The sequence below is a fragment of the Nocardia sp. 852002-20019_SCH5090214 genome (genome assembly GCF_001665865.1).
GTDB classification, from domain to species: Bacteria; Actinomycetota; Actinomycetes; order Mycobacteriales; family Mycobacteriaceae; genus Nocardia; species Nocardia nova.
In genome coordinates, this window is the sequence record NZ_LZMK01000028.1 from 1 (window position 1) to 20,995 (window position 20,995).

Below are 20,995 nucleotides of genomic sequence, written 5' to 3' on the forward strand. Positions count from 1 at the left end.
TCGACGGTCGACTGGGCGAGCTTGTCGGCGATCAGAACAACAGGACGGCCATTTTGGCTCACTGTGGGGCACTCCTGGGGAAAGAGGTCGGCATTTACCGCGGACCAGCTTAATGGTCGCGCTTCGGCGCCGGTGTACCGCCCGGTAGGCAGCCGCCCTCACACCGCCGCCGACCCCGGGCCGCAGCGCATCGGGCCCCGGACGCGAAAGAGCCCCGCATCTCGAAAGATACGGGGCCCCAGTGTAAGTCGCGGACAGTTCACGCTACGTAAAGTGGCGCGCAGTCAGCGGACTCGATCAGAGAACGCTTACGTTCTGAGCCTGCGGGCCCTTCTGGCCCTGGCCGATCTCGAACTCCACGCGCTGCCCCTCGTCGAGGGACCGGAATCCACTACCGCTCACAGCCGAGTAGTGCACGAACACATCGGGACCACCGTCGTCCTGAGCGATGAACCCGAAGCCCTTCTCGCTGTTGAACCACTTCACTACGCCTTGCGCCATTTCATACCTTCTGTAGACGAGCCGAACCGACCAACTTCACGGTCGGGCCGGTCTCAGTGATCAAGCCTGCCACGGACTGCGCCGTCGCGCCACCACAGTGGTCACCCCGGGGGAGGGAAACCGCACCCGAAGCGAAAAGTCGGCTTTTCGCGTGGGGCACGCCGTGATTGTCCCGTGATAGCGCGGCGGGCCGCGGTCGTCGCGTCGCGGCGAGCGGCGGGAATCGTGCGTGTGCGGTCGCCCGGCCGCAGAAATGGGTCGACCCCGGACACTGCGGTCCGGGGTCGACCCGAGGTCGCATCATGCAACCGAAATCAGTGATCAGCCACCGAAAGAGCCGGTCCACAGGGTGTTGACCAGGCCGTGGAAGGCGGCACCCAAGGTGTCGAACAGGCCGTTCACAGCAGCACTACCGGTGTCGATGATAACGGGGATCATAAATACCTCTTCGTTGTTTCAATTCAGTCGTACAAACTGACGATCAACATATCGAGGGCTCAGAAAGGCGCGTTAACTCGTTTTCGGGAATAGTGATCTGCCCGACAGGTCACAGTTCGTGTGGGTCGGGCCACAGTCGGCGCATCGGCTCGATTCGGACGCCCTCGGCTTCCGGGCCCGCCTTGGTGTGGCGTACGTCGAACTCGACGCGCTGGCCCTGCACCAATCGCCGGAAACCGTCGCCGTGAACCTCGGTGTATTCGACGAAAACTTCCGCCCCGCCGGCATCCGGGATTATGAAACCGAAGCCTTTCTCACTGTCGAACCACTTCACCGTGCCGTGCAACTACGCTTCTCACTTACTTCTCGACGTCGGGCCAGGCAGAGGGTAACCGGACCCCCACCGACAGTCCAGCGCTCGCGTCCGCCACGCCGACCGCCGCTCACTCCGGCAGCGGACGACGCAATTCATGTTGCAGCGCTTCCAGTTCCGCGCCGCCGGCCATCTGCCGGGTCAGCTCCGACAGGTCGATCTGCGACTTGTCGTAGCCGCCGAGTGCGCGGCCGCGCCGCAGCAGCAGGAATCGGTCGCCTACCGGATAGGCGTGATGCGGATTGTGCGTGATCAGCACGACTCCGAGGCCGCGATCACGGGCCTGCGCGACATATCGCAGCACCACGCCGGACTGTTTGACGCCGAGCGCGGCGGTCGGTTCGTCGAGGATGAGGACCTTCGCGCCGTAATGCACCGCACGGGCGATCGCCACACACTGCCGCTGCCCGCCCGACAGCGTGCCGACCGGCTGCTCGAGATCGCGAATCTCGATTCCCATGTCCGACAACGCGGTTCGCGTGATCTCGCGCGCGGTCGCTCGATCCAGCAGGCGAAGGGGCCCGGCGCCGCGGGTCGGTTCCGAGCCGAGGACGAAATTGCGCCACACACTCATCAGCGGTACGACCGCCAGGTCCTGGTAGACGGTGGCGATACCGCGGTCCAACGCCTCGCGTGGCGAGGAGAACCGGGTCGGCTCACCGTCGATGCGCAGCTCACCGGCATCGTGGCGATGAACGCCGGCGAGGATTTTGATCAGGGTCGACTTCCCGGCGCCGTTGTCGCCGAGGACGCAGGTGACCTCCCCGGCGCGAACGACCATCGAGATATCCGACAGGGCGACGACGCCGCCGTAGCTCTTCCCGATGTTCACCGTCTCGATCAGCGGCGCGGCTGTGGTCTGCGCCGCCGTGTGCTGAGGAGTCATCGGCGCAACCTTTCCGCGCGCTTGGCGAAGGCGTTGTTGACCAGAACCGCGGCGAGCAGCAGCACCCCGAGGAAGAGCATGAACCAGTCGCTGTCCCAGCGCGCGAACACGATTCCCTGCCGGGCCATGCCGAAGATCAGCGCGCCGATGGCCGCGCCCAGCACCGATCCGAATCCGCCGGTGAGCAGGCAGCCGCCGACGACCGCGGCGATGATGTACTGGAATTCCAGTCCCACGCCCTGGTTCGCCTGCACACTCGCGAACCGCAGCAGATTGCAGGAGCCGACGATCCAGCCCGCGAAGGCGGTGCCCATGAACAGCAGGATCTTGGTCCGCGCCGCCGGGACACCGACGGCACGAGCGCTGGGCAGCGAACCGCCGACCGCGTAGATCCAGTTGCCGAAGCGGGTGCGCACCAGCACCAGCGTCGCCACCGCGGTGACGGCGATCCACCACAGCACCGACGCTTGGATGCGGGCGTCACCGAGATTCGTCGTCGCAGCGAAAACCCAACCGGCCGAGGCGTATCCGGGCGCCGAACGGATGCCCGACACCTGCACGGTCCCTGTGACCAACCGTGTCACGCCGAGGTTGAGGCCCTGCAGAGCCAGGAAAGTACCCAGTGTGACGATGAAACTGGGCAGGCCGGTGCGCATCACCACCCACCCGTTCAGCGCGCCGACCGCGAGCGCGAAGAGCAGCGAAACACCCAGCGCGAACCAGACATTCCATCCGGCGTGTACCGCGAGCATGGCGGTCACCAAGGCCGTCGACGCGGTCATCACCCCGGCGGAGAGATCGAATTCGCCGCCGATCATCAGCAGTGCCACCGCGACGGCCATGATGCCGAGCGTCGAGGCGTCGTCGAGCCAGGTGGCCACCCCGAGAGGGCTGAGGAACCGGTCGGTGATCACGGCGAAGAAAACGAATACCACCAGCGCGCCCAGACCGGCGCCGATTTCGGGGCGGACGATCAGCCGGTTCAGCAGCGACGGCCGGATCGCGGCGGGGGCGGTGGCTTCGGAAACCGTTGCGGTGTCGGTCATGACAGCTCCCTGCTCAGCGCGTGCCTTGTGCCACGAGGGCGGCGATGGCGTCGACGTTGGTCTTGTCCACGAAGGCGGGTCCGGTCTGCACCGGCATCCCGCCACCGACGGTGTTGAGATTGCGCCGATACAGCTGCAGCATCACGACCGGCAGATATCCCTGTTCGTACTGCTGCTGGTCGACCGCGAACAGCAGGGTGCCGGCCCGGATCGCGCTCACCACATCGGAATTCAGGTCGAAGGTGGCGACGGCGGCGCGGGAATGGGATTCACGCACCCCGTCGACCGCGCGGGCGGCTATCTGCGAATTGAGGGTCAGCACCGCGTCGATCGCGTGGTCGGCCTCCAACGCTCCCTTGATCCGCGACTGCGCGTCGGCCGGGTTGTTGATGTCGACCTGCAAGGTGGTGGCATTTCCGCCGAATCCGTCGATCGCGCCGGCGCAGCGGTCGTTGGCGCCGATATTGCCGGCCTCGTGGATGACGCAGAGCATCCTGGCCCGGCCGGCCTCACGCAGGCGTTTGCCGGCGGCCGTTCCCGCCTGTCGCTCACTCTGGCCGACATGCCCGATCGCACCGGCAGCCGCGCTCTCGGCTTCGCCGGAGTTGATCGTGACGACCGGAATTCCCGCCGCGACGGCGTGCTCGACGGACGGGCGCAGCGCCTGCGGATTGGCCATCGACACCACCAACCCGTCCACATGCTGGGCCACCGCGTTGTCCACCAGCTTGGCCTGCTCCCCCGGATCCCCCGAGGAGTTGTATTCGACCCGGATGCCCAGATCCTTACCGGCCGCCTCGGCGCCGTTCTTCACCACATTCCAGAACGCGTCGCCGGGGCTGCCGTGCGTGACCACGGCGACCGAGCTCAGTGGAGCCGTCGAAACCGTTGCGGGAGCGTGTGATTCGGAGACATCGGCGCCAGGTCCACTGCACGCCGCGAGGATCGCGGTGAGAGCCAGCACTGGCGCGAGCCGGCGTGCGAGCCCGCGAGCATGTCGCGACACGGGAGGACGGGCGGGAATCCGCTGTGGCCGTGTGGTCATCGCGCCTCCGGGCATTCGGCAGAACAAGGCGGGTACTCGTTCCGGAGCACTCCAGGTGTATTGAACACCACCGGACCGGCCGCGACCGGTGACACGCGCCCACGGGTGGCGCCTCGCGTCGGCCTCCCTCACGGCGACTACCCTCGTCAACATGGTTGTCGGAAAACGCGGGAGGGCCCCGGTCGACAGCCCCGGGTTCGAGCTGCCGCTACTGCTGTTCGCCGGGTTCCGCTCGCTCATCGACGAATTGCATGCCGAGCTGGCGGAGCGGGGGCATCCCGATATGCGCCCGGCCCACGGATTCGCGATGCAGGCGATCGGAGTGCAGGGGGCGACGGCCAGCGATATCGGCCGCAAGCTGGGCGTCTCCAAGCAGGCGGCGGGCAAGACGGTCGAGAAGCTGACCGCGCTGGGCTATGCCGAACGTGTCGAGGATCCCGACGACGCCCGGCGCAAGATCGTCTGCCTGACCCCGCGCGGAATCGACGCGCTGCGGCAGTCGGCCGAGATCTTCGAGCGGTTGCGACGCCGCTGGGTGCACGAACTGGGCGCCCAGCGCGTGCGCGATATGGAGGCCGCGCTGCGCACCATGGTCCCGCCGGAATCGTTCCGGCTCGACGTCGCGGGGTGGTTCGGGAGCTGACCGGCTCCGCCCCGGCGGCCGTCCAGGCTTGCTCAATTCGACAACCCGGTTTACTGTTTAGACAACTTGGTTGTCTAACTCGAACGGATCGACGCATGCACTTCCCCACCCACACCCTCGACTCCGCGCCCGCCGAGGCCCGTCGCACGATGACCGCGACCGCCGCGCACTTCGGCTACCTCCCCGCCGCGGTGGGGAAAATGGCGACGTCGCCACGACTGCTCGACGGCTTCATGAAACTCAACGCGCTCTTCGAAGGCAGCACCCTCGACCAACTGTCGCGCGAGGTGCTGGTGATGACGATGGCCACGCGCAACGAATGTCACCTGTGCGTCGCCATGCACACCGCGAAGCTGACCGAGATCGGCGCCGACCCGGAACTGATCACCGCGCTGCGCGATCAGCGCCCCCTCCCCGACCCCCGCCTGGCCGCACTCCAGGAGTTCACCCTCACCGTCGTCGAAACCGCCGGCAACGTCCCCGACGAACGAGCGAGCGATTTCCTCTCGCACGGCTACACCACCGAACAGGCCCTCGAGGTGGTGCTGGGAATCGGCACCTACACGCTGTCCACACTGGGCAATCGGCTCACCGCAGCGCCACTCGACCCCACGCTGACCGCATTCGCGTGGTCGGCGGGCCCGCACACGGCCTGACAACTGATTGCAGCTGACAAGCACCGGCGGTAGAGTGCAGAGCAATTGCAATCAGCAAGCACTCCGTGAGAGGACCCGCCATGCCCCGTCTTCGTGTCCACAATCTCTCGATCTCACTGGACGGGTACGTCGCGGGTCCCGACCAAGGTCCGGATCATCCGCTCGGCGTCGGCGGCGAACGCCTGCACGAATGGGTTTTCGTCACCCGCACCGGCCGGCGGATGATCGGCCAGGACGGCGGCAGCACCGGAATCGACGACGAACAGCTCGCCGCCGGTGAAGCGAATGTCGGCGCGACCATCATGGGCCGCAACATGTTCGGGCCCGTTCGCGGGGAATGGCCCGATGATTCCTGGACCGGCTGGTGGGGCGCCAACCCGCCCTACCACCACCCGGTCTTCGTCCTCACCCACCACCCGCGCCCGGCGCTCGAGATGGACGGCGGCACCACCTTCCACTTCGTCGACGACACCCCCGATAACGTGCTGGCACGAGCCTTCTCCGCCGCCGGAGGCAAGGACGTCCGCCTCGGCGGCGGAGCCGCGACCGTTCGCCGCTTCCTGCGGGCCGGGCTCGTCGACGACCTTCACCTGGCTCTCGTCCCCACTCTCCTCGGCGCCGGCGAACGCCTCTACGACGGCCTCGGCAGCCTCCCCTGCTACACCGCGTCCCCCGCCCGCCAAGGCGACAACGTCACCCACTTCCACCTCACGAAAGCGGCCGACCAGCCGAGCCCGCGGACCACTTGACCTCAACCACACTCGAGCTCTTAGCGTGGCGGCATGACTTTCACCGCGGCCGAACGCACCTATCTGACCTCCCAGTCGCTGGGCCGGCTGGGCACTGTGACGGCGGACGGGCGGCCACAGCTGGTTCCGGTGGGATTTCGGGTGAACGACGACGGCACGATCGATATCGGCGGGCCGAGTCCGAGCGCGCAGCGCTACCGCAATGTGCGGGGTAATCCGAATGTGAGCCTGGTCGTCGACGATATGACGCCGGACGATCCGGCCGAGGTGAAGCCCGGCTGGGGGCGTGGAGTGGAGATCCGTGGCGTCGGCGAGATCCTCGATGTGGAGACGCCTCCGGTGGCGCCGGACTGGTTCGCGCACACCATCATTCGCATTCATCCGCGGCGGATCCGCAGCTGGCACATCGACCGCGCGAATCCGGACGGCGGGGCGCGTGATGTGAGCTGAGTCTCTTCTCAGCCCTGGGCGTATCGCGGCCGTGACGTTCGCGCCGAAATCGGCGAGGGTTGCGGGACAAGCGAGTTGAAAGGGGCTGGTCGTGTTCGCGACTGCCACGTCCGTCCGGGTGCGCCGAATCCTGGCGAGGACGGCGATAGCCGGCTTGATTCTGATCGGCATGGTCACCGCGACCGCTGGGCAGGGTTCGGCGCAGGCGCCGGTGAGCGAGCCGAGTTCGGTCGGCTGGTACTACCCGGAGGTGACACCGTTCGATCCGATACCGCTGGACTATCTGTACGGCTGGAATTCGTGGTATCGGCCGTACTACTCCTGGTATAGGCCCGTTTACCCGCCGGGGTGGTTCGGCAGCAGCTGAATCGCAGGACTGAGGGTCAACCCTGAGTCCCCGTCATCCTCGCGGCCGATTCCGCCCTGAACCTCGTGCCACCACCCGTGACGCGGTGTCCGATTTGCGAGAGACTGCGTGCGGTGTAACTGATTGGAAGGATTCACCGTGATTGCCAGAACCGAACATCGCACCAAGCGCACGGCGGCGCGCATCGCCGTTGCCGGCGCCATCGTGGCCGCGCCGCTTGCCGCGCTTGCCATTCCGGCCCAGGCCGAGGTCGTGAGCGCCCCGGCGGCCACCGAGATCGCACATCCGGGTCGCGGGCACGGCCCGTGGGACGGCCGGGACCGTGGCGACTGGGACCACCGCGGCGATTGGGACCGCCACCACCGCGGCGACGACTGCAACCCGTGGGACCGGCACGGCAACGGCTGGAACGGTTTCCGTCAGGTCGTTCCGCCGGGGTGGCTCGGCAGCAGCTGATCGGCAGCTGATTCGCGGCCCGGCGCCTGCACGGCGCCGGGCCGTTCGCCGTTACCGGCTGTTCGCGGCGATCGTCGCCGCCACGCCGTCGAGGACCAGGTCGAGACCGAAAGTGAAGTCGGAGGCGGGGTCGGCCTCGGCGGGCTGGATGGCGTCGAACAGTCCCGAGTCCAGCAGTGCGGCCATATCGGGCAGCCGCTCTCGATCCACCAGTGCGCGCAGATTACGGCTGTAGTCGTGCAGGACGCCGGCCGGGTCGAGATCGGCTGCCGCCATGGCGTGTTCGAGTTGGCGGGCGGTGACGAACGCCTCGCGGACGTATCCGCTGACCACCATGATGGCCCCGACCTTCGCCGGCCAGTCCAGCGTGGTGTCGCGCAGTGCGCGCAGCCCGGCGTCCATCCAGGCCACAGTGTTCGGTCCACTCGGCGGTCCGGTGATCGGCAGTTCGGTGAGCCAGGGACGGGCGCGGTGCCGCTCGAGTTGAGCGAACGCCCAGGCGCGCAGCATCGAACGCCATGAGCCGCTGGGCAATTCGGGTGGCGCACCCATTCCGGCATCGGACATCAAGCCCAGCAGTTCGTCCTTCGATCCGATGTGGCGGTAGAGCGACATCGGCGTAACACCGAGAGCCGCAGCGATTTTCGGCAGCGTCGCGGCGGCGAGACCGTCTCGGTCGGCCAGTTGGATCGCCGTCGCCACCACCCGGTCCACATCGAGTGCGGCCGGACGGCCGAGCTTGGTGTCCACCGGCAGCCGCCACAGCCGGGCCAGATGGTCGGGCACCTCCCGATCGGTCATCAGCGCGCATCCCGTCGTCGAATAATCATCCTTCCGGAGTTTAGTATGGTCGATATAGTATAAGCCATATACTTACTATTGCCGCCGATCGGAAGGACGCTCCGTGCACACCGAAACCCTCCGCCGCACGGCGGGTATCGCCGCTGTCTGCGGCGCCGCGCTCATGCTCGTCGAACTGCCGCTCTACTTCGTCTACGAGGGCCCGCCCCCGGACTGGAACATCCTGACCCGCGGCCTGATCGGCCTCGTCGGACTCCTCGGCGTGGTGGTGTTCATGTCCACCTTCGGGCACCTGGTGAAGGCCGCCGATCGCCGCTACGAATGGCTCGGCTCACTGGCCTCGACCGCCGGTTTGATCTGGGCCACAGTCGCTTTCGTCTCCATGGGCCTCGAGATCGGCGCCACGATCCAGGCAACCGAACCGATCGATCCCACCGTCACCGTGTCCGGCACCTATGTGCTGTACGGAACGGTCAGCCGGCTCCTGACCGCCCTGTTCATGACCACGGCCGCTGTCACGATTCTGCGCACGCGGATTCTGCCCGCGTGGGCGGGGCGGTCGGCCGCGGTCCTGGCAGTGGTGAACGTGGCGTTCGCACCGTCGATGTTCTTCGGGAACACTCCGGCGAACTTCTATGCGGCGAACGGATGGGGCACTACCGCAACGGTTTCCGGGTTCACGATCATCTGGCTGCTCGCGGCGGGAATCGCGTTGCTCACCTCGGCATCGCCGAAAGCCGTTCTCGCCGCAGACGGCTCGCGGACGGTGGCACCGCAGTTGATCGACTGACGAAGCCGCCCGGGCTCGGCTTCGAACACGCCTGCGGGTGAATTCTTTTCACTGTCGAAGATAGTCGGCCGCCGCCATGCCGATCGTCTGCGCGACCAGCGCGAGGGCCGGCACGTCCAACTTCCACTGCTGCCAGTAGAGCGGCACATCGACCCACTGCTCCGGTGCGAAATTCCGTAAGGCGCCCGCACGCAGCAGTGGGTCGGCGTGCGTTTCTGGGACCAATCCCCACCCGAGCCCCGCGACGATGGTGTCGCGAAAGCCTTCCGAAGTGGGTACGTAATGCCGGAGCCGGCTCGCACCCGCCTTGCCGGAGGTGACGGTGCGGACGTAGCGATCCTGCAGCTCGTCCCGGCGATCGAAAACGATGACCGGCGCCTCGGGAAGCCGCTGCTCCAGAGGCCCTGCTGCGAAATGACGCTCGACGAATTCCGGGCTCGCGACCGGCAGGTACCGCGCCAGACCCAAGAGCCGTGCCGTACATCCGGTCACCGGTTCGGCCAGCGATGTCACCGCCGCCATCACCGTGCCCTCCCGCAGCAGTGCGGCGGTGTGGGATTCGTCCTCGCGATGCAGATCGAAGCAGACCGGCGGATCCTGCGGCACCTGCGACAGGGCTGGCAGAAACCAGGTCGCCAGTGAATCGGCGTTGACCGCGATGGACAGCGTGGTGGACTCGGCATCTCCGGCGATCCCCAACTCTCGCTGCGCCGCGTCCTGCAAGGCGGCCAGTTGCCGCGCGAAACGCACGACCGCCTGGCCGGATTCGGTGGGCCGCACCGGTTTCGTGCGCATCAGCAGCACGCGGCCGGTTCGCTGTTCGAGCGCCTTGATCCGCTGACTCACCGCCGAGGGCGTCAGATGCATCGCGGCCGCGGCGGCATCGAATGTGCCTTCGTCCACGACGGCGAGCAGTGTGCGGACCTGATCTACCGGAAGTTCGGACATCACGGTTGCTAATGATAGTTGAGAACCTTTAGCTGTACTGATTACGTCAACACCCATACCGTCGGCTGCGTGAACAGCGGTATCTTCTCAGCGGCCCTCGCCGGATTCGGTGCCGGCTTATCCCTGATCGTCGCCATCGGCGCGCAGAACGCGTTCGTCCTGCGCCAGGGTGTACGCAGGCAAGCCGTGGCGGCCGTGGTCGTCATCTGCGTTGCCTCCGACGCCATTCTGATCATGTGCGGTGTCGGCGGTCTCGGTGCGCTGGTCAGCGCGTATCCCGCAGCGCTGACCGTCGCCGGACTCGCCGGCGGATGCTTCCTGATCGCCTGCGGCGCTCTCGCGGCCCGCCGCGCACTGCGCCCCGCCACCGCCGCCCTCGCGACCACCGGCGATGCCACCGCGTCCCTCCGCACCGCGATTCCGGTCTGCCTGGCCCTGACCTGGCTCAACCCGCACGTCTACCTGGACACCGTGCTGCTGCTCGGCTCGGTCGCCGCCGGGCACGGATCGTTGCGGTGGGCCTTCGGCGTCGGCGCGATGGTCGCGAGCGGAGTGTGGTTCGCCGGGCTGGGATACGGGGCTCGACTGCTCGCGCCGGTGCTGTCGCTACCCGCGGCGTGGCGAGTGCTCGACGTCTTCGTGGCGGGGACGATGTGCACGCTCGGGGTAGTGCTGTTGACGCAGCTCGCGTGAGAGCTTGGCCCGCTTCACCGAGCGGTTCGCGGCCCGTTCCCGCAGGTGCCCCGCAGTACGCTCGACATATGAATCCCGAGGTGAAAACGGATGAGCTCGCGCGGGTGATCGCCGACTACGACCTCGCCCACCTCATCACCGTCGGCGACAATTCCCTTCCTCGCGTGGTGCCGGTGCATCCGGTTCCACACTCCGGCCGACTGCACGTGCCCGCGCCCGGCAGCCATACCCGGGACAACGTCGCGGCCCGCCCGGCGGTCAGCCTGGTGTGGGCGCCGCGAGAACCGACGGGATACTCGTTGATCGTCGACGGTCTCGGCACACTGGAAGACGACCAGCTCGTCATCGCGCCCACGCGGGCGATCCTGCACCGCGTCGCCGCACCCGGGCAGGTGGCTGCCGAGGGCGAATGCGGCAACGACTGCCGGGTTATTCCGCTCTGAGACGTGGGTTGGGGTCACTGAGCGTTGTCGATGACTTCGAGCTCTAGCGCCTTTTCGTGTGTGAATCCATCTGCGACACAACCCCTTTCGGTCACTTGTTCAGAATGTGTTCCGAAATCCACACAGACCGAAGGGGTGCACACCCCACCCCTTCTTGATAGAATTCGAACATGCATTCGAACGCCGGGGAGGACGTCGAGCAGGTCGCGAGACCGCTGCTCGCTGTGGTTTCCCAGCTGTACGAACAATCACTGATACCGCTGTCGGATGAACAACTGATACAGGCGATGCGGGATGTGGAGAGTTGCACGCGCCGACTGGCAGCGATGCACCATCGCCTGCTGATCGAAGCCGACGAGCGATCCCTGCCGTCCCGGACCGGCGCGAAGACGGTGAAGCGGTTCCTGATGGAGACGCTGCGGATATCCAGCGCCGACGCCGGCAGCCGCGTCAACGCGGTGCGCTGGGTAGGAACCTTCCACGATCTCGACGGCCAGGCGCGAGACCCGCAATTGCCGTGCACCGCAGCAGCTTTGGCACACGGTGAGGTCTCCGCCGATCACGTGCGCGGGATCGCGCAGGTCATGAACCGAGTGCCCCGAGGCGTAGCCGACGCGGATCGCGAAGCCGCAGAACACCTGTTGGCGGAGTTCGCGCGATCCGGCTCGCCGGACGACATCGGCAAGGTCGGCGACCGAATCCTGGCCCACCTGGACCCCGACGGCCGCCTCACCACCGACCAGGACCGCGCCCGAATGCGAGGCATCGTCGTGGGCCGGCAACGCCCCGACGGCATGTCCCCCGTGCGCGGCGACATCGACCCGGTGCTGCGTGCCCTACTGGACCCACTGCTGGCCAAGTACGCACGCCCCGGCGTCTGCAACCCGGAGGACCCGAACAGCCCCGCCGTCGATATCGACACCGCCGACCCGGCGATGCTTGCCGAGGCAGCGCGATCCGATCACCGCAGCGCCGCCCAACGCAACCACGACGCACTCACCGCGATCCTGCGCTCCGGCCTGATCGCCGAAGACCTCGGCCGCCACCGCGGCATGCCGGTGACCACCGTGCTGATGATGAAACTCGAAGACCTGGAGAAGGATTCGGGCTCCGCGACCACAGCCACCGGCGGCGTCGTGCCGATCCGCGAGGCGCTGCGACTGGCCGAACGATCCCGCCCCTACCTGGCGATCTTCGACCACGCCGGACTCCCCCTGCACCTCGGCCGCATGAAACGACTCGCCTCCCCGACCCAACGCCTGGCGCTGATCGCCGCCCTGCGCGGCTGCTCCCGCCCCGGCTGCGACGCCCCCGCCAGCCTCTGCGCCGCCCACCACATCCGCGACTACGCCAAAGGCGGCCCCACCGACATCACCAACCTCGTCCTAGCCTGCGACGCCTGCCACGCCCTGATCCACGACGGACCCGGCGGCTGGAAAACCGTTGCACAGAACGAGCTTTCCCCGTTCCCGGCCCGCACCGCCTGGATCGCACCCGAACACATCGACCCCAGTCGGAGACCCCGCATCAACCACCGCCACCACCCCGACGAACTCCTGGCCGCGATACTCACGCGCATCCACCTGCGCGACGAACGGGAACGACTGCAACGCCGACAACGCCGCCACACCGACAACCGTCACCACCGATGCGACCAAACCCCAGCCAGACATCTCAATCACCCGACTCGACCCTCGATTCACGCGAAGCCGGCTCCGAAGGAATAGTGGGGCGTGCCCGCGCATAGGTAACCTCAGGCTCAACCGCCTCCACATCACATGCGGCGCAGACAATTCGGAGCCGCTCCCCGAGGTGCTCCACACTCGGAACCACAACCGCCGCCACGTTGTACCCACCGATCCGATCGAGCAGCCGCATGATCGGATCATCGATATCCCCAGCCGTCCGAAACACCACCCGCACCAACGCGTACCCCAACTTCACCGCATGCGCGAGCACCAGCTGCTCATTCGCCGGCCATCCCGGCAAGGTCCGGTCGATATAGCCGAGAGCGCGAGGCGGCCCCTCCGGCAGTTCACCCGACGCGACATAAGCGGTAGGAAGCGTCATACCGACCTCCCCATGGTCACGATGAGATACATTCGGCTCCCTCGGTTTTCGTTGGCAAGCACCCGCCGCCGAGGATCACCGCCGGTTGTGGATGGCGTCACAGATATCCGGACATCGACCCGGCGGCGGGGCCGATATGAGCTTCACGAAGAAACGACGCAAACCGAAGGCATGGAACCGCTACGGCGCCGCTACGCCGCAGATACGGACCGTCGAGCCAAAGCGAGGGGATCGCAATGAGCGTGACGAAGTGGACCGGACGGGAGGTACGCGCCTTGCGTACCGAGGCGCTGCGTATTACTCAGCGCGAATTCGCCGAGCGGCTGGGATTCAGTGAAGCTGTCGTCCGGAAATGGGAAGCCGCGGAGAGACAATCACTCTCGTTCGGCAGTTTGCAGACGCCATGGACACCGTCTATCGGCGTCTCGACGACAACCAAGCCGCTCGCTTCCACGAAGCGCTGCCGACATGTCCGCCCGCTGCGACAGACACTGCGGCAACTGCCGTACAAATACGCCTTCCTGATCTGCGGAAAGCCCTCGACACTCACGACGCCCCTCGCCGATCGGGCCCGGCATTTGACCCGTCGCATTGTTCAGGACTGTGCGACGAACGCGCTGAAGAGTCCTGCGCACTCCTCGTCCTGTTGGTGCGTCCCGAACAGCAATGCGCGGTCGAGGTACGTGTTGTTCAGCTCGCACGAGGTCTCCGGCACCAGCACACATGCGTGACACGCGGCGAGGTTCAAGGCGTCGGACCCCGAGGCCTTCGACTCGATGCACACCGGGTCGGAGGAGCACCACGACATGCGGATCAGCCCCTCGCGCAGCATGCTCGCGAACGTCTCGGGCGAGGCCTGCGAGGCCACGCCCCCGAGGCTGCCAGCCGAGTCCGAACTTGCTGTGTAGACGAGGATGCCCGCCATGTCGTCGTCGACGTAGAGCCGCTCGCGCAGCGCCGATGCGGGGTACCCCGCATCCAACGAGAGCTGGTCGATCAGGACGTGTGCGAGGGTGTGGACCGCCACCTGGACGATGTCGACGGCCGGCGCCTCGCTGCGGCCGAAGACCTCGGCACGATGATCCGCCGCGGCCTGCAGCGTGCATCGTCGGCCTGCGGCGAAGGGCTGATTCGCCCAGTCCGCCAGCTTGTCCCGATCGAGTGCGAGGAAGACTCCCTCACCGATCACTTCGATTGCAGGAAGCCAGTTCCGGCTGCCGGCGGACAAAGTGCAGAGTCCCTCGGATCCCGGTTCGCGCGCCCCATCCAGTCGAGAGAACCCGAAGAGCGCCCGGACCTCGCGCAGCCGGGTGACCTTGCGGATCTCGGTGATCAGTCCAGGTAACGATGCGTCCTTCGCCATCGGCAGACAGACGAAGTCTGAGTCGATCCCGGTCTCCTCCTGACCGGAGATCAAAGCGGCGAACTCGTCACGACGTAGGGCCTCCTCGCCGAGGTCGGACGCCTCCTCGGTCTCACGACGCCGCTCGATCTCGCGGGTGATGTTCTCGACGGAGAACCGTCCGTTCGATTTCTTCGCGAGGTTCTCGAGCATCTTGGCCGTGTAGGCCTCCGGGTCTCCCAGGAGCTCCCAGTGTCGATCGACGAACTTCGCCAGCGCCTCCGAGTACGGCGGGATCGAGATCGCCGAGCGCACTGCGGGGAACCAGACGTTCGACGCACCGCGCTGCAACACTCGCGGGACCAGCGAACAGTCCTCCGTCGCGTCGGGCCCCAACCACGGGCGTGCGCCCTGACAGGTCCCGAACTCGGCCAACGCCTTCGGCGCCACCGCACCGTCCAGCGACTTCGGACTCACCCCGCAGCTGCACTCGAGCACCAGGTCTGCGAGCGAGGATGTGCGGCCGTGCGACTGCAGCTTCATCTCGTGCTTGGTCGCGGCCGGTGCCACAGTGCCCTTGTGGAGCCAACGGTAGTAGGGGAATTCGTCGATATGCCCCTTCGTGCAGGCGGTGATGAGCCTGAACGGCGAGAGCAGCGACTTCTCCTTGCACTGCGCACACTTCGCGACGTTCCAGTCCTTCGCTAGCTCATACAGCGAGCCGATCCGGCGGCACGAGGGACACACCTGGGTCACCGGGAATCGGATGACCGGGACGTCCCGCGGCGTGCCGGCTGGCGGCGCCTTCAACTCGGCAACGTGCAGCGAACGGGCTAGGCGCGGCTCGCTGACGGTGTTCGCGCGCTGCTCGTTCCAGTAGTCGAGGCCCACGATCATGTAGCTCGTCGTCTCCGACGGAAAGAGCCCGCCGATCCCGTAGGTGCTGAGAAGTTGACCCCTGCGGGCCTTCGCTCCGGTCGTCATCGCTTCCTCTTCATTGGAATCGCGTAGAGCCCACTCTCGGCGTCGACTTCACGCATGCTCATCATCGTTGGCCAAGGAACGTCCTGCTGTGAGTACTCAATGTCCTCGTCGGTCAACGCGACCGAGGGGTCGACGAGCAACGAGGCTTCGAGGTTCTTCGCGTTGCTGTACCGCATGTTCGGCCGCGCCTCCCCCGCCTCGGCCCACACGTCCAACAACTCGTGCACCTGCTCGACCGTGGCCTCGCGCTCCTGCTCGGCATCCTCGTCCAAAGGGACCGCCGGGTTCGTGAGCACCGCCTTCGCCCGCTCGCCGATGATGACGGCGACCTTGCACAGGTCGTCCCAGTTGTCGGCGGCGAGATACGCGGCGGTGTCCGGAGCGAGCCCCGGTACGAGCAACCGTGCGAGCGAGACCAGCACCCCGTGCAACCCGCGGTCGCGCGCCCTGGCCGCGAACGGCGTCGCGCTAGTAGCCTCGACCGCCCGGTACAGCGCCTGGTGATACGGGACGAAGCTCTCGTAGTGCGAGCGGTCTCGGGAACGGGCGGCATTGAAGATCGTGACCACGAGACCGGGGAACTTACGCCCCACGCGGCTGGTCGCCTGAATGTATTCGGAGCTCGACTGCGGCTGTCCCATCACGGCCATGAGACCGAGCCGGTCGATGTCGACACCTACCGAGATCATGTTCGTGGCCAGTACCACGTCGTTCGGCTTCCCCTTCGACAGCGCCACTTCGAGCTTCTTGAGGCGTTCGGGAATCTCCGATGACGGGACGCGGCTGGTCAGCTCGTTGACCGGTTCGAGCTTCCTCGTCTCCGTGCCCTTCCGGTTGGCCACTACCTGCAGCCGTTCACGTACGTCGCCCTCGACCTGCAGATTCGCACTGCCGAGGACCCGTAGGCTGTTGAAGTAGCCGAGCAGTGTCCAGTAGGGGTCCCGCGTGTCGTCATCGCCGTCGATGTCCTTCGCCGCCTGTAGAAGAGCCGCGTAGACACGCACCAGCAGGGTCGCGTGGCTCGACCCCGGCGACATGACGCCCACGTATTGACGGGTGCCCTGCGTCTCGGGCGGTGCAGGCTCGGCGAAGAACGACTCGTCGGGGTTGATCCCAGGCGGTGGGAACTGTGCCGCGCTGCGTGCGAACACCGACCGGATCTGCTTCTCTGCCCGCCGGATCGTCGCCGTCGACGCGATCACCTTGGGCCGGCCGCGATGGCTTACTTCTTCGAGCGGGTCGGACGAGCATGCGGCGTCGACCGCGGTCTCGTACAGCCCAACCATCGAACCGAGCGGGCCCGAGATCAGGTGCAGCTCGTCCTGGATGATCAGGTTCGGCGGGTATCCGATCCCGTCACGAGCGAAAAGCTTCCGGACGTCCTCCCGCCACGCCATCGCCGCGAACTTGTCGACGGTACCGAGAATGAGTTCCGGTCGCGCCCGGTAGACGTCGTCGTCGACGACATGGACCGGCAGACCATCCTTGAAGTCGCAGTCGGCCGTGCCGCAACGGATCTGGAGGTGCTCCTCCGGAGACTTCACAACCCGATAGTTGGTGTGGTCCATCATCGCACCGCACCACGGACACTGTGTCAACTGGACCGGGTTCTTCGACTGGAGCTCACGGCCCGACGCCAGATCACGGAGCGACTTGCGAGCCTCGGCAAGCGTGTTCGGGGTGCCGCCCTGTCCCACCCACAGCCCGATCGAAAACGGCCGACTCCCGATGTCGGAGTCGCCCGTGCGCACCGTCTCGAGGGAGCACATCAACATCGTCGCCCGCTCGAACTGCTGAATCGTCAACAGCCGCAGGGTGTACCGCATGATCACGCCGACGCCCTGCGCCTCGGGATCGAGCAGTCGTCGGTGCAGGATGGAGAACGCGACAAGGCCGAGGTACGCCTCCGTCTTGCCACCACCTGTCGGGAACCACAGCAGGTCCGCGATTTCGCGGTCCGGATGATGCCGGTCGACGAGCCCCGGCAGGTTCAGCAGGATGTAGGCGATCTGGAAGGGGTACCAACGGTCGCCCGCCCCATCGCCCACCTCACCCTTCGCGCCGCTGCGGACCCAGTCCTGCCGTGCGCGTTGCAGCTGCATCGCCTGGTTCGCCAGCCGGAAAGCGCGCATGCTGATCGGGTCCGACTCCAGCAGGTCGATCCCGGACTCGATCCGGCCCGCGGCCGTCCGGGCGTACTCGATATGGCGGCGAGCGGTGCCGAGCAGGGCGTCGCGCACCTCGGCTTCACCTGAATCCAGGCCGCTCGCAAGCTGTTCGATCCACTCGCGGTAGCGCGTCGTCAACCCCCGCAGGCTCGCGACGACCTCCGTGTCCGTCGCGGTCGCCAGGAAAGACATCCGCAGGTCGACCGACTCGTCCAGGAGACCCGGGCGGGCGCGGGCGACCTCGAATGTCGGGAGGAATGTCGTCGCGACGCGATCCACGGCCTCCGAGTAGGTGCTCGTGTCCCAGTCCACGGCGCACCCGTGCCCGATCGCGAACGTCCGCTTGTTCCGATACAGCAACGCCGATGTGTCGAGGTCTTCGTCGCGTCCGACGTTCACGTGCCCGGAGCGGTCGACGATCGCTGGCACCGCGGTGGAGACGGTGAGCCTCACCTGGAACCACGCCTTGTCGTCCCGGAGCTCGCCCTTCATCGGCACACGCGTATTCCTCAGCGCCATCGACACGGTGGTGACGCCATCACGCGGCGGCCGCACATACACGTACAACTCGAGACCGTCGGCGATCTCACTCGGACTGCGCACTCCCGGCTGCACGACGGACACCTTCACCGGCTCCAGGTTCAACGGAACGCGCCGCCAGTCGCTGGAACGACCTCTCTTCTTGGTGTTCTCCATCGGCTCACCGTCGGCGTCGACGACCACGTAGCTGGCGCCTGCGACCAGGACCGAGACCTCGCTCGCGTCCGCGAGCCGGACGGAGAACGTCAGGCCCACCGAGGACGGGTACCGCATAAACGCCTGTGCGACCGGGCTGTCATCCGACGCAGACGAGTCTTCGGCGTCGGCACCGTCGGGTTCCGGGGTCTCCTGCTGCAGGCCATCACCCGGCCACAGCGTGCCGATGATGTAGCGATCGAGTGGCGCTTCGGAGATGATCTCGTGTTCTCCGTCGCCCGGGCCCACCACGTCTCGGGCCAGCTCTTCGACCATCTCGTTCCTGAAGCGGTACTTCTCGTCCAACGACGCCCCCCGAGCAGAGCTCACGAGATCTCCTCCATGGTCGACCAATCCGGCTGTGCCAGACCGACAATTCGGGGTGCGAGCCAGAGTCCACACGAACCCACGTCGGCGTCCCGCGACTTACGGGGGTCTCCGCCCACTGTCTCCACCGATACCAACGACATTCCCGACAGGATCGCAGGCCACGATCCGCCGCGCAGACCGAACGCTTTCACGAAAGCTTCGTTGAACGACTCACTGGTGCGCCCGATGGATCGTCCGTCCTCAGTCGTGAGGAGATACGAGGGCAACTCGGAGGTCGACTGTTCAATGTCCAGACTCGCCAGCACCCGGGCACCGACAAGGTCGTCCGCGCCGAGCGTCTCCTGGACGGCCGCCGCATCGAATCCCTGTACGGAGGCCGGGACGTCAACCGCGACATCCGTGTACTGGAACTCGACCGCCCGAGTCCGTTTCTTCTTCGACGTCCGATTGACCCGTTCAAGGAGTCGGCCAGGGAGCCAGTGCATATCCTTGTAAACCGCGTACGTGCGCGGGAGTTCGCAGAGGAAGATCGTCTCCCGCGCCCTGCTCAACGCCACGTACTGTGCACGCACCGACGCCCAAGCGTCCTCGTTGTCCCGTTCATATGACCGATCGACGATGAACGCCCGGTCGAACTCGAGCCCCTTCGCGCGGTGGACAGTCGAGACGATGACGTTGCTCGTATCGGGTTCGGTCAAGGTCAGGGGAACCGTGCCCGACGTGACCAGGTTCCTGATGCGCGCGATGTCGAGCACGTCGCCGGCGGAGCGTCGGGAGTTCTCGGCGGACTTCAGCAGGTACCAGGCGTCCTCGCCGATCTCCTTGCCGAGCACCCGCTCCAACGCCTCCTCGGCCTCCGACCGTCGGACATCCGGACCCTCGAGAGACCCGAGCGCCTGAGCGATCCACCGCGCGGCACCGAAGTCCTGCGCGCGGCGCCGGACGGCATGCGCGATTCCATTGTTGTTCAGGTACTTCGACACTCGGAGGACCTCGCCGTTCGTCGCACACAGCACCGCCGTGCGCACGCCCTTGAACGGGAGCATGTCCGCCCATTCTTCGATGTCCTCGAACAGTGGCAGGTCTTCGACGAACTCGTCGAGCACGCGCTGCGCTTCTTGCGCATCAGTCAGGGCACGTAGCCGGTCCCCCAGCTCGACGACTTTTTTCGGATACTTCCCCCGTGCGCGGTAGTTCCGACCCAAGCTCAACGTCTCGGTACCGAACTCGTCCTCCAATGCGGCGAAGACGTCGCTCGAGGAGGTCTTGCTCCGCGACTCCGCCAACTGAAAGTCGTAGATTCCCTGGAGCGGGTCCCCGAGCACTGTTAGCCCCGCATCGGAATCCAGCCTGCGCAAGATCGCGAACACGAAGTCCGCACGGTCGCCAACGAGGTCCTGCACCTCGTCGATCACGACATGACGGAGGTCCTCGACCTCGAACGGCGTCTCCTCCGCTTCCTCCAGGATCTTGGTGGCCTGTCGTATGCGCGCCTCGAAAGTCCCCGCAGGTTCCACGTCCGCGCCGATCAGGATCTGACCCGCGAACGAGTCGAAGGTGCGTACGTTCGCCGCGGCCACTTCCCGTAGGTCGAGACGCGTCCGGACGGCGGTCACCGCGGCCCGCGAGAAGCTCAGCACCAGGATCTCCGTCGACGCGGAGAGGTACTCCTCCTCGACAAGGTGACCGATCCGCGCGGCCACCACCTCTGTCTTGCCCTGTCCGGCTCCCGCGATCACGAGGAGTCGCCGGTCACCAGGGGACTCGACCACCTCCCGCTGAGCATCGTCGAGCTCCAACGGCTCATTCACCACAACGTCTCCATCACCTCGGTGGATTGGGAGATGGACTCGGTCCTGTGGCCGCGTCTCACGCCGCCGAGGTCGACCGTCGATCCTTCGTCGCCGGATTCCACATATGTTCTCCTACGCACCGACAGAAGTCCCATCCGAGGGGCGGTCTCACCCCCGACGCACGACGCGACAGCGGCCCGCTCAGCCGCCAAGCAACCCCGTCGCGCCGCGGTCACGGCAGATGATCGCATCACTCACTCTCCTCGTCGGCCGCACAACTGTGACTCC

Annotated in this window: 21 protein-coding genes and 1 pseudogene; 11 read left to right on the forward strand and 11 right to left on the reverse strand. The window is 66.5% G+C overall.

All coding sequences use genetic code 11. The features are described 5' to 3' along the window. Positions 1–297: 297 nt before the first annotated feature. The 5 genes from A5780_RS03375 to A5780_RS03395 form a co-directional block, all read right to left on the reverse strand. On the reverse strand, positions 298–501 hold the full coding sequence (locus tag A5780_RS03375) for a cold-shock protein (protein WP_030512990.1): 204 nt from the start codon (positions 499–501) through the stop codon (positions 298–300). A 547-nt stretch (positions 502–1,048) separates the two neighbouring features. Beyond that, positions 1,049–1,285, reverse strand: a complete 237-nt coding sequence (locus tag A5780_RS03380; RefSeq protein ID WP_036522709.1) for a cold shock domain-containing protein — start codon at positions 1,283–1,285, stop codon at positions 1,049–1,051. Between the two features lie 97 nt (positions 1,286–1,382). Continuing rightward, the gene (locus A5780_RS03385; protein WP_064907676.1) at positions 1,383–2,198 is read right to left on the reverse strand and encodes an ATP-binding cassette domain-containing protein; all 816 of its coding nucleotides are present in this window, start codon (positions 2,196–2,198) and stop codon (positions 1,383–1,385) included. Next, positions 2,195–3,244: an ABC transporter permease gene (locus A5780_RS03390; RefSeq protein ID WP_063015184.1), complete on the reverse strand. Its 1,050-nt coding sequence runs from the start codon at positions 3,242–3,244 to the stop codon at positions 2,195–2,197. The genes A5780_RS03385 and A5780_RS03390 overlap by 4 nt, the downstream gene beginning before the upstream one ends. Positions 3,245–3,257: 13 nt before the next feature. After that, positions 3,258–4,250 carry a substrate-binding domain-containing protein gene (locus A5780_RS03395; protein ID WP_063015201.1) on the reverse strand — a complete coding sequence of 331 codons (993 nt, stop codon included), beginning with the start codon at positions 4,248–4,250 and terminating at the stop codon, positions 3,258–3,260. 190 nt (positions 4,251–4,440) lie between these two features. Between A5780_RS03395 and A5780_RS03400 the strand changes: the two genes are divergently transcribed. The 6 genes from A5780_RS03400 to A5780_RS03425 all read left to right on the forward strand — a co-directional run bounded on the left by A5780_RS03400 (position 4,441) and on the right by A5780_RS03425 (position 7,610). Next, positions 4,441–4,932 carry a MarR family winged helix-turn-helix transcriptional regulator gene (locus tag A5780_RS03400; protein ID WP_063015183.1) on the forward strand — a complete coding sequence of 164 codons (492 nt, stop codon included), beginning with the start codon at positions 4,441–4,443 and terminating at the stop codon, positions 4,930–4,932. Between the two features lie 95 nt (positions 4,933–5,027). Continuing rightward, complete coding sequence (locus A5780_RS03405; protein ID WP_064907677.1) at positions 5,028–5,588, forward strand: carboxymuconolactone decarboxylase family protein; 561 nt, start codon at positions 5,028–5,030, stop codon at positions 5,586–5,588. A gap of 80 nt (positions 5,589–5,668) precedes the next feature. Next, a complete protein-coding gene (locus A5780_RS03410; RefSeq protein WP_064907678.1) occupies positions 5,669–6,337 on the forward strand; it encodes a dihydrofolate reductase family protein in 669 nt (222 codons plus the stop codon). A gap of 33 nt (positions 6,338–6,370) precedes the next feature. Continuing rightward, positions 6,371–6,787, forward strand: a complete 417-nt coding sequence (locus A5780_RS03415) for a PPOX class F420-dependent oxidoreductase (RefSeq protein WP_064907679.1) — start codon at positions 6,371–6,373, stop codon at positions 6,785–6,787. Positions 6,788–6,878: 91 nt separating this feature from the next. Next, positions 6,879–7,154 (forward strand): hypothetical protein, encoded by a 276-nt coding sequence (locus A5780_RS03420; protein WP_146098619.1) that lies wholly within the window; start codon positions 6,879–6,881, stop codon positions 7,152–7,154. Between the two features lie 138 nt (positions 7,155–7,292). After that, entirely contained in the window at positions 7,293–7,610 is a 318-nt protein-coding gene (locus tag A5780_RS03425) for a hypothetical protein (protein WP_146102132.1), read from the forward strand. A 51-nt stretch (positions 7,611–7,661) separates the two neighbouring features. Here the strand turns inward: A5780_RS03425 and A5780_RS03430 are convergent, their stop codons facing one another. Beyond that, positions 7,662–8,411, reverse strand: a complete 750-nt coding sequence (locus A5780_RS03430) for a TetR/AcrR family transcriptional regulator (protein WP_082976258.1) — start codon at positions 8,409–8,411, stop codon at positions 7,662–7,664. A 103-nt stretch (positions 8,412–8,514) separates the two neighbouring features. Between A5780_RS03430 and A5780_RS03435 the strand changes: the two genes are divergently transcribed. Beyond that, positions 8,515–9,201 carry a hypothetical protein gene (locus A5780_RS03435; RefSeq protein ID WP_197521652.1) on the forward strand — a complete coding sequence of 229 codons (687 nt, stop codon included), beginning with the start codon at positions 8,515–8,517 and terminating at the stop codon, positions 9,199–9,201. A gap of 48 nt (positions 9,202–9,249) precedes the next feature. Here the strand turns inward: A5780_RS03435 and A5780_RS03440 are convergent, their stop codons facing one another. Next, entirely contained in the window at positions 9,250–10,149 is a 900-nt protein-coding gene (locus A5780_RS03440) for a LysR family transcriptional regulator ArgP (RefSeq protein WP_064903877.1), read from the reverse strand. A gap of 69 nt (positions 10,150–10,218) precedes the next feature. Between A5780_RS03440 and A5780_RS03445 the strand changes: the two genes are divergently transcribed. The 3 genes from A5780_RS03445 (at position 10,219) to A5780_RS03455 (ending at position 13,012) form a co-directional block, all read left to right on the forward strand. Beyond that, the gene (locus tag A5780_RS03445) at positions 10,219–10,842 is read left to right on the forward strand and encodes a LysE/ArgO family amino acid transporter (protein WP_064907681.1); all 624 of its coding nucleotides are present in this window, start codon (positions 10,219–10,221) and stop codon (positions 10,840–10,842) included. A gap of 68 nt (positions 10,843–10,910) precedes the next feature. Continuing rightward, positions 10,911–11,285, forward strand: a complete 375-nt coding sequence (locus tag A5780_RS03450; RefSeq protein ID WP_064907682.1) for a hypothetical protein — start codon at positions 10,911–10,913, stop codon at positions 11,283–11,285. Positions 11,286–11,455: 170 nt separating this feature from the next. Beyond that, positions 11,456–13,012 (forward strand): HNH endonuclease signature motif containing protein, encoded by a 1,557-nt coding sequence (locus tag A5780_RS03455; protein WP_064907683.1) that lies wholly within the window; start codon positions 11,456–11,458, stop codon positions 13,010–13,012. On the opposite strand, the gene A5780_RS39740 is transcribed toward A5780_RS03455, so the two are convergent. Beyond that, positions 12,960–13,355, reverse strand: a complete 396-nt coding sequence (locus A5780_RS39740) for a hypothetical protein (RefSeq protein WP_104362994.1) — start codon at positions 13,353–13,355, stop codon at positions 12,960–12,962. The genes A5780_RS03455 and A5780_RS39740 overlap by 53 nt on opposite strands. A 236-nt stretch (positions 13,356–13,591) precedes the next feature. Here A5780_RS39740 and A5780_RS42940 point away from each other — a divergent pair. Then, positions 13,592–13,714 (forward strand): annotated as a pseudogene (locus A5780_RS42940) (helix-turn-helix domain-containing protein); the annotation flags it as partial. Between the two features lie 236 nt (positions 13,715–13,950). On the opposite strand, the gene drmB reads toward A5780_RS42940, so the two are convergent. Genes drmB through A5780_RS03470 form a run of 3 tightly spaced genes read right to left on the reverse strand, consistent with a single transcriptional unit; the run spans position 13,951 to position 20,725 of the window. Then, entirely contained in the window at positions 13,951–15,681 is a 1,731-nt protein-coding gene (gene drmB / locus A5780_RS03460) for a DUF1998 domain-containing protein (RefSeq protein ID WP_064907684.1), read from the reverse strand. After that, on the reverse strand, positions 15,678–18,890 hold the full coding sequence (locus A5780_RS03465) for a helicase-related protein (RefSeq protein WP_231982830.1): 3,213 nt from the start codon (positions 18,888–18,890) through the stop codon (positions 15,678–15,680). Before A5780_RS03465 ends, drmB begins: the two co-directional genes overlap by 4 nt. A gap of 20 nt (positions 18,891–18,910) precedes the next feature. Then, a complete protein-coding gene (locus tag A5780_RS03470; protein WP_231982831.1) occupies positions 18,911–20,725 on the reverse strand; it encodes a UvrD-helicase domain-containing protein in 1,815 nt (604 codons plus the stop codon). Positions 20,726–20,995: the final 270 nt, after the last annotated feature.

Coding starts and splice junctions, on each gene's coding strand:
- A5780_RS03375 (WP_030512990.1), bottom strand. CDS start 501: ATGGCGCAAGGCGTAGTGAAGTGGTTCAACAGCGAGAAGGGCTTCGGG.
- A5780_RS03385 (WP_064907676.1), bottom strand. CDS start 2,198: ATGACTCCTCAGCACACGGCGGCGCAGACCACAGCCGCGCCGCTGATC.
- A5780_RS03390 (WP_063015184.1), bottom strand. CDS start 3,244: ATGACCGACACCGCAACGGTTTCCGAAGCCACCGCCCCCGCCGCGATC.
- A5780_RS03400 (WP_063015183.1), top strand. CDS start 4,441: ATGGTTGTCGGAAAACGCGGGAGGGCCCCGGTCGACAGCCCCGGGTTC.
- A5780_RS03405 (WP_064907677.1), top strand. CDS start 5,028: ATGCACTTCCCCACCCACACCCTCGACTCCGCGCCCGCCGAGGCCCGT.
- A5780_RS03410 (WP_064907678.1), top strand. CDS start 5,669: ATGCCCCGTCTTCGTGTCCACAATCTCTCGATCTCACTGGACGGGTAC.
- A5780_RS03415 (WP_064907679.1), top strand. CDS start 6,371: ATGACTTTCACCGCGGCCGAACGCACCTATCTGACCTCCCAGTCGCTG.
- A5780_RS03430 (WP_082976258.1), bottom strand. CDS start 8,411: ATGACCGATCGGGAGGTGCCCGACCATCTGGCCCGGCTGTGGCGGCTG.
- A5780_RS03440 (WP_064903877.1), bottom strand. CDS start 10,149: ATGTCCGAACTTCCGGTAGATCAGGTCCGCACACTGCTCGCCGTCGTG.
- A5780_RS03450 (WP_064907682.1), top strand. CDS start 10,911: ATGAATCCCGAGGTGAAAACGGATGAGCTCGCGCGGGTGATCGCCGAC.
- A5780_RS03455 (WP_064907683.1), top strand. CDS start 11,456: ATGCATTCGAACGCCGGGGAGGACGTCGAGCAGGTCGCGAGACCGCTG.
- A5780_RS39740 (WP_104362994.1), bottom strand. CDS start 13,355: ATGACGCTTCCTACCGCTTATGTCGCGTCGGGTGAACTGCCGGAGGGG.
- drmB (WP_064907684.1), bottom strand. CDS start 15,681: ATGACGACCGGAGCGAAGGCCCGCAGGGGTCAACTTCTCAGCACCTAC.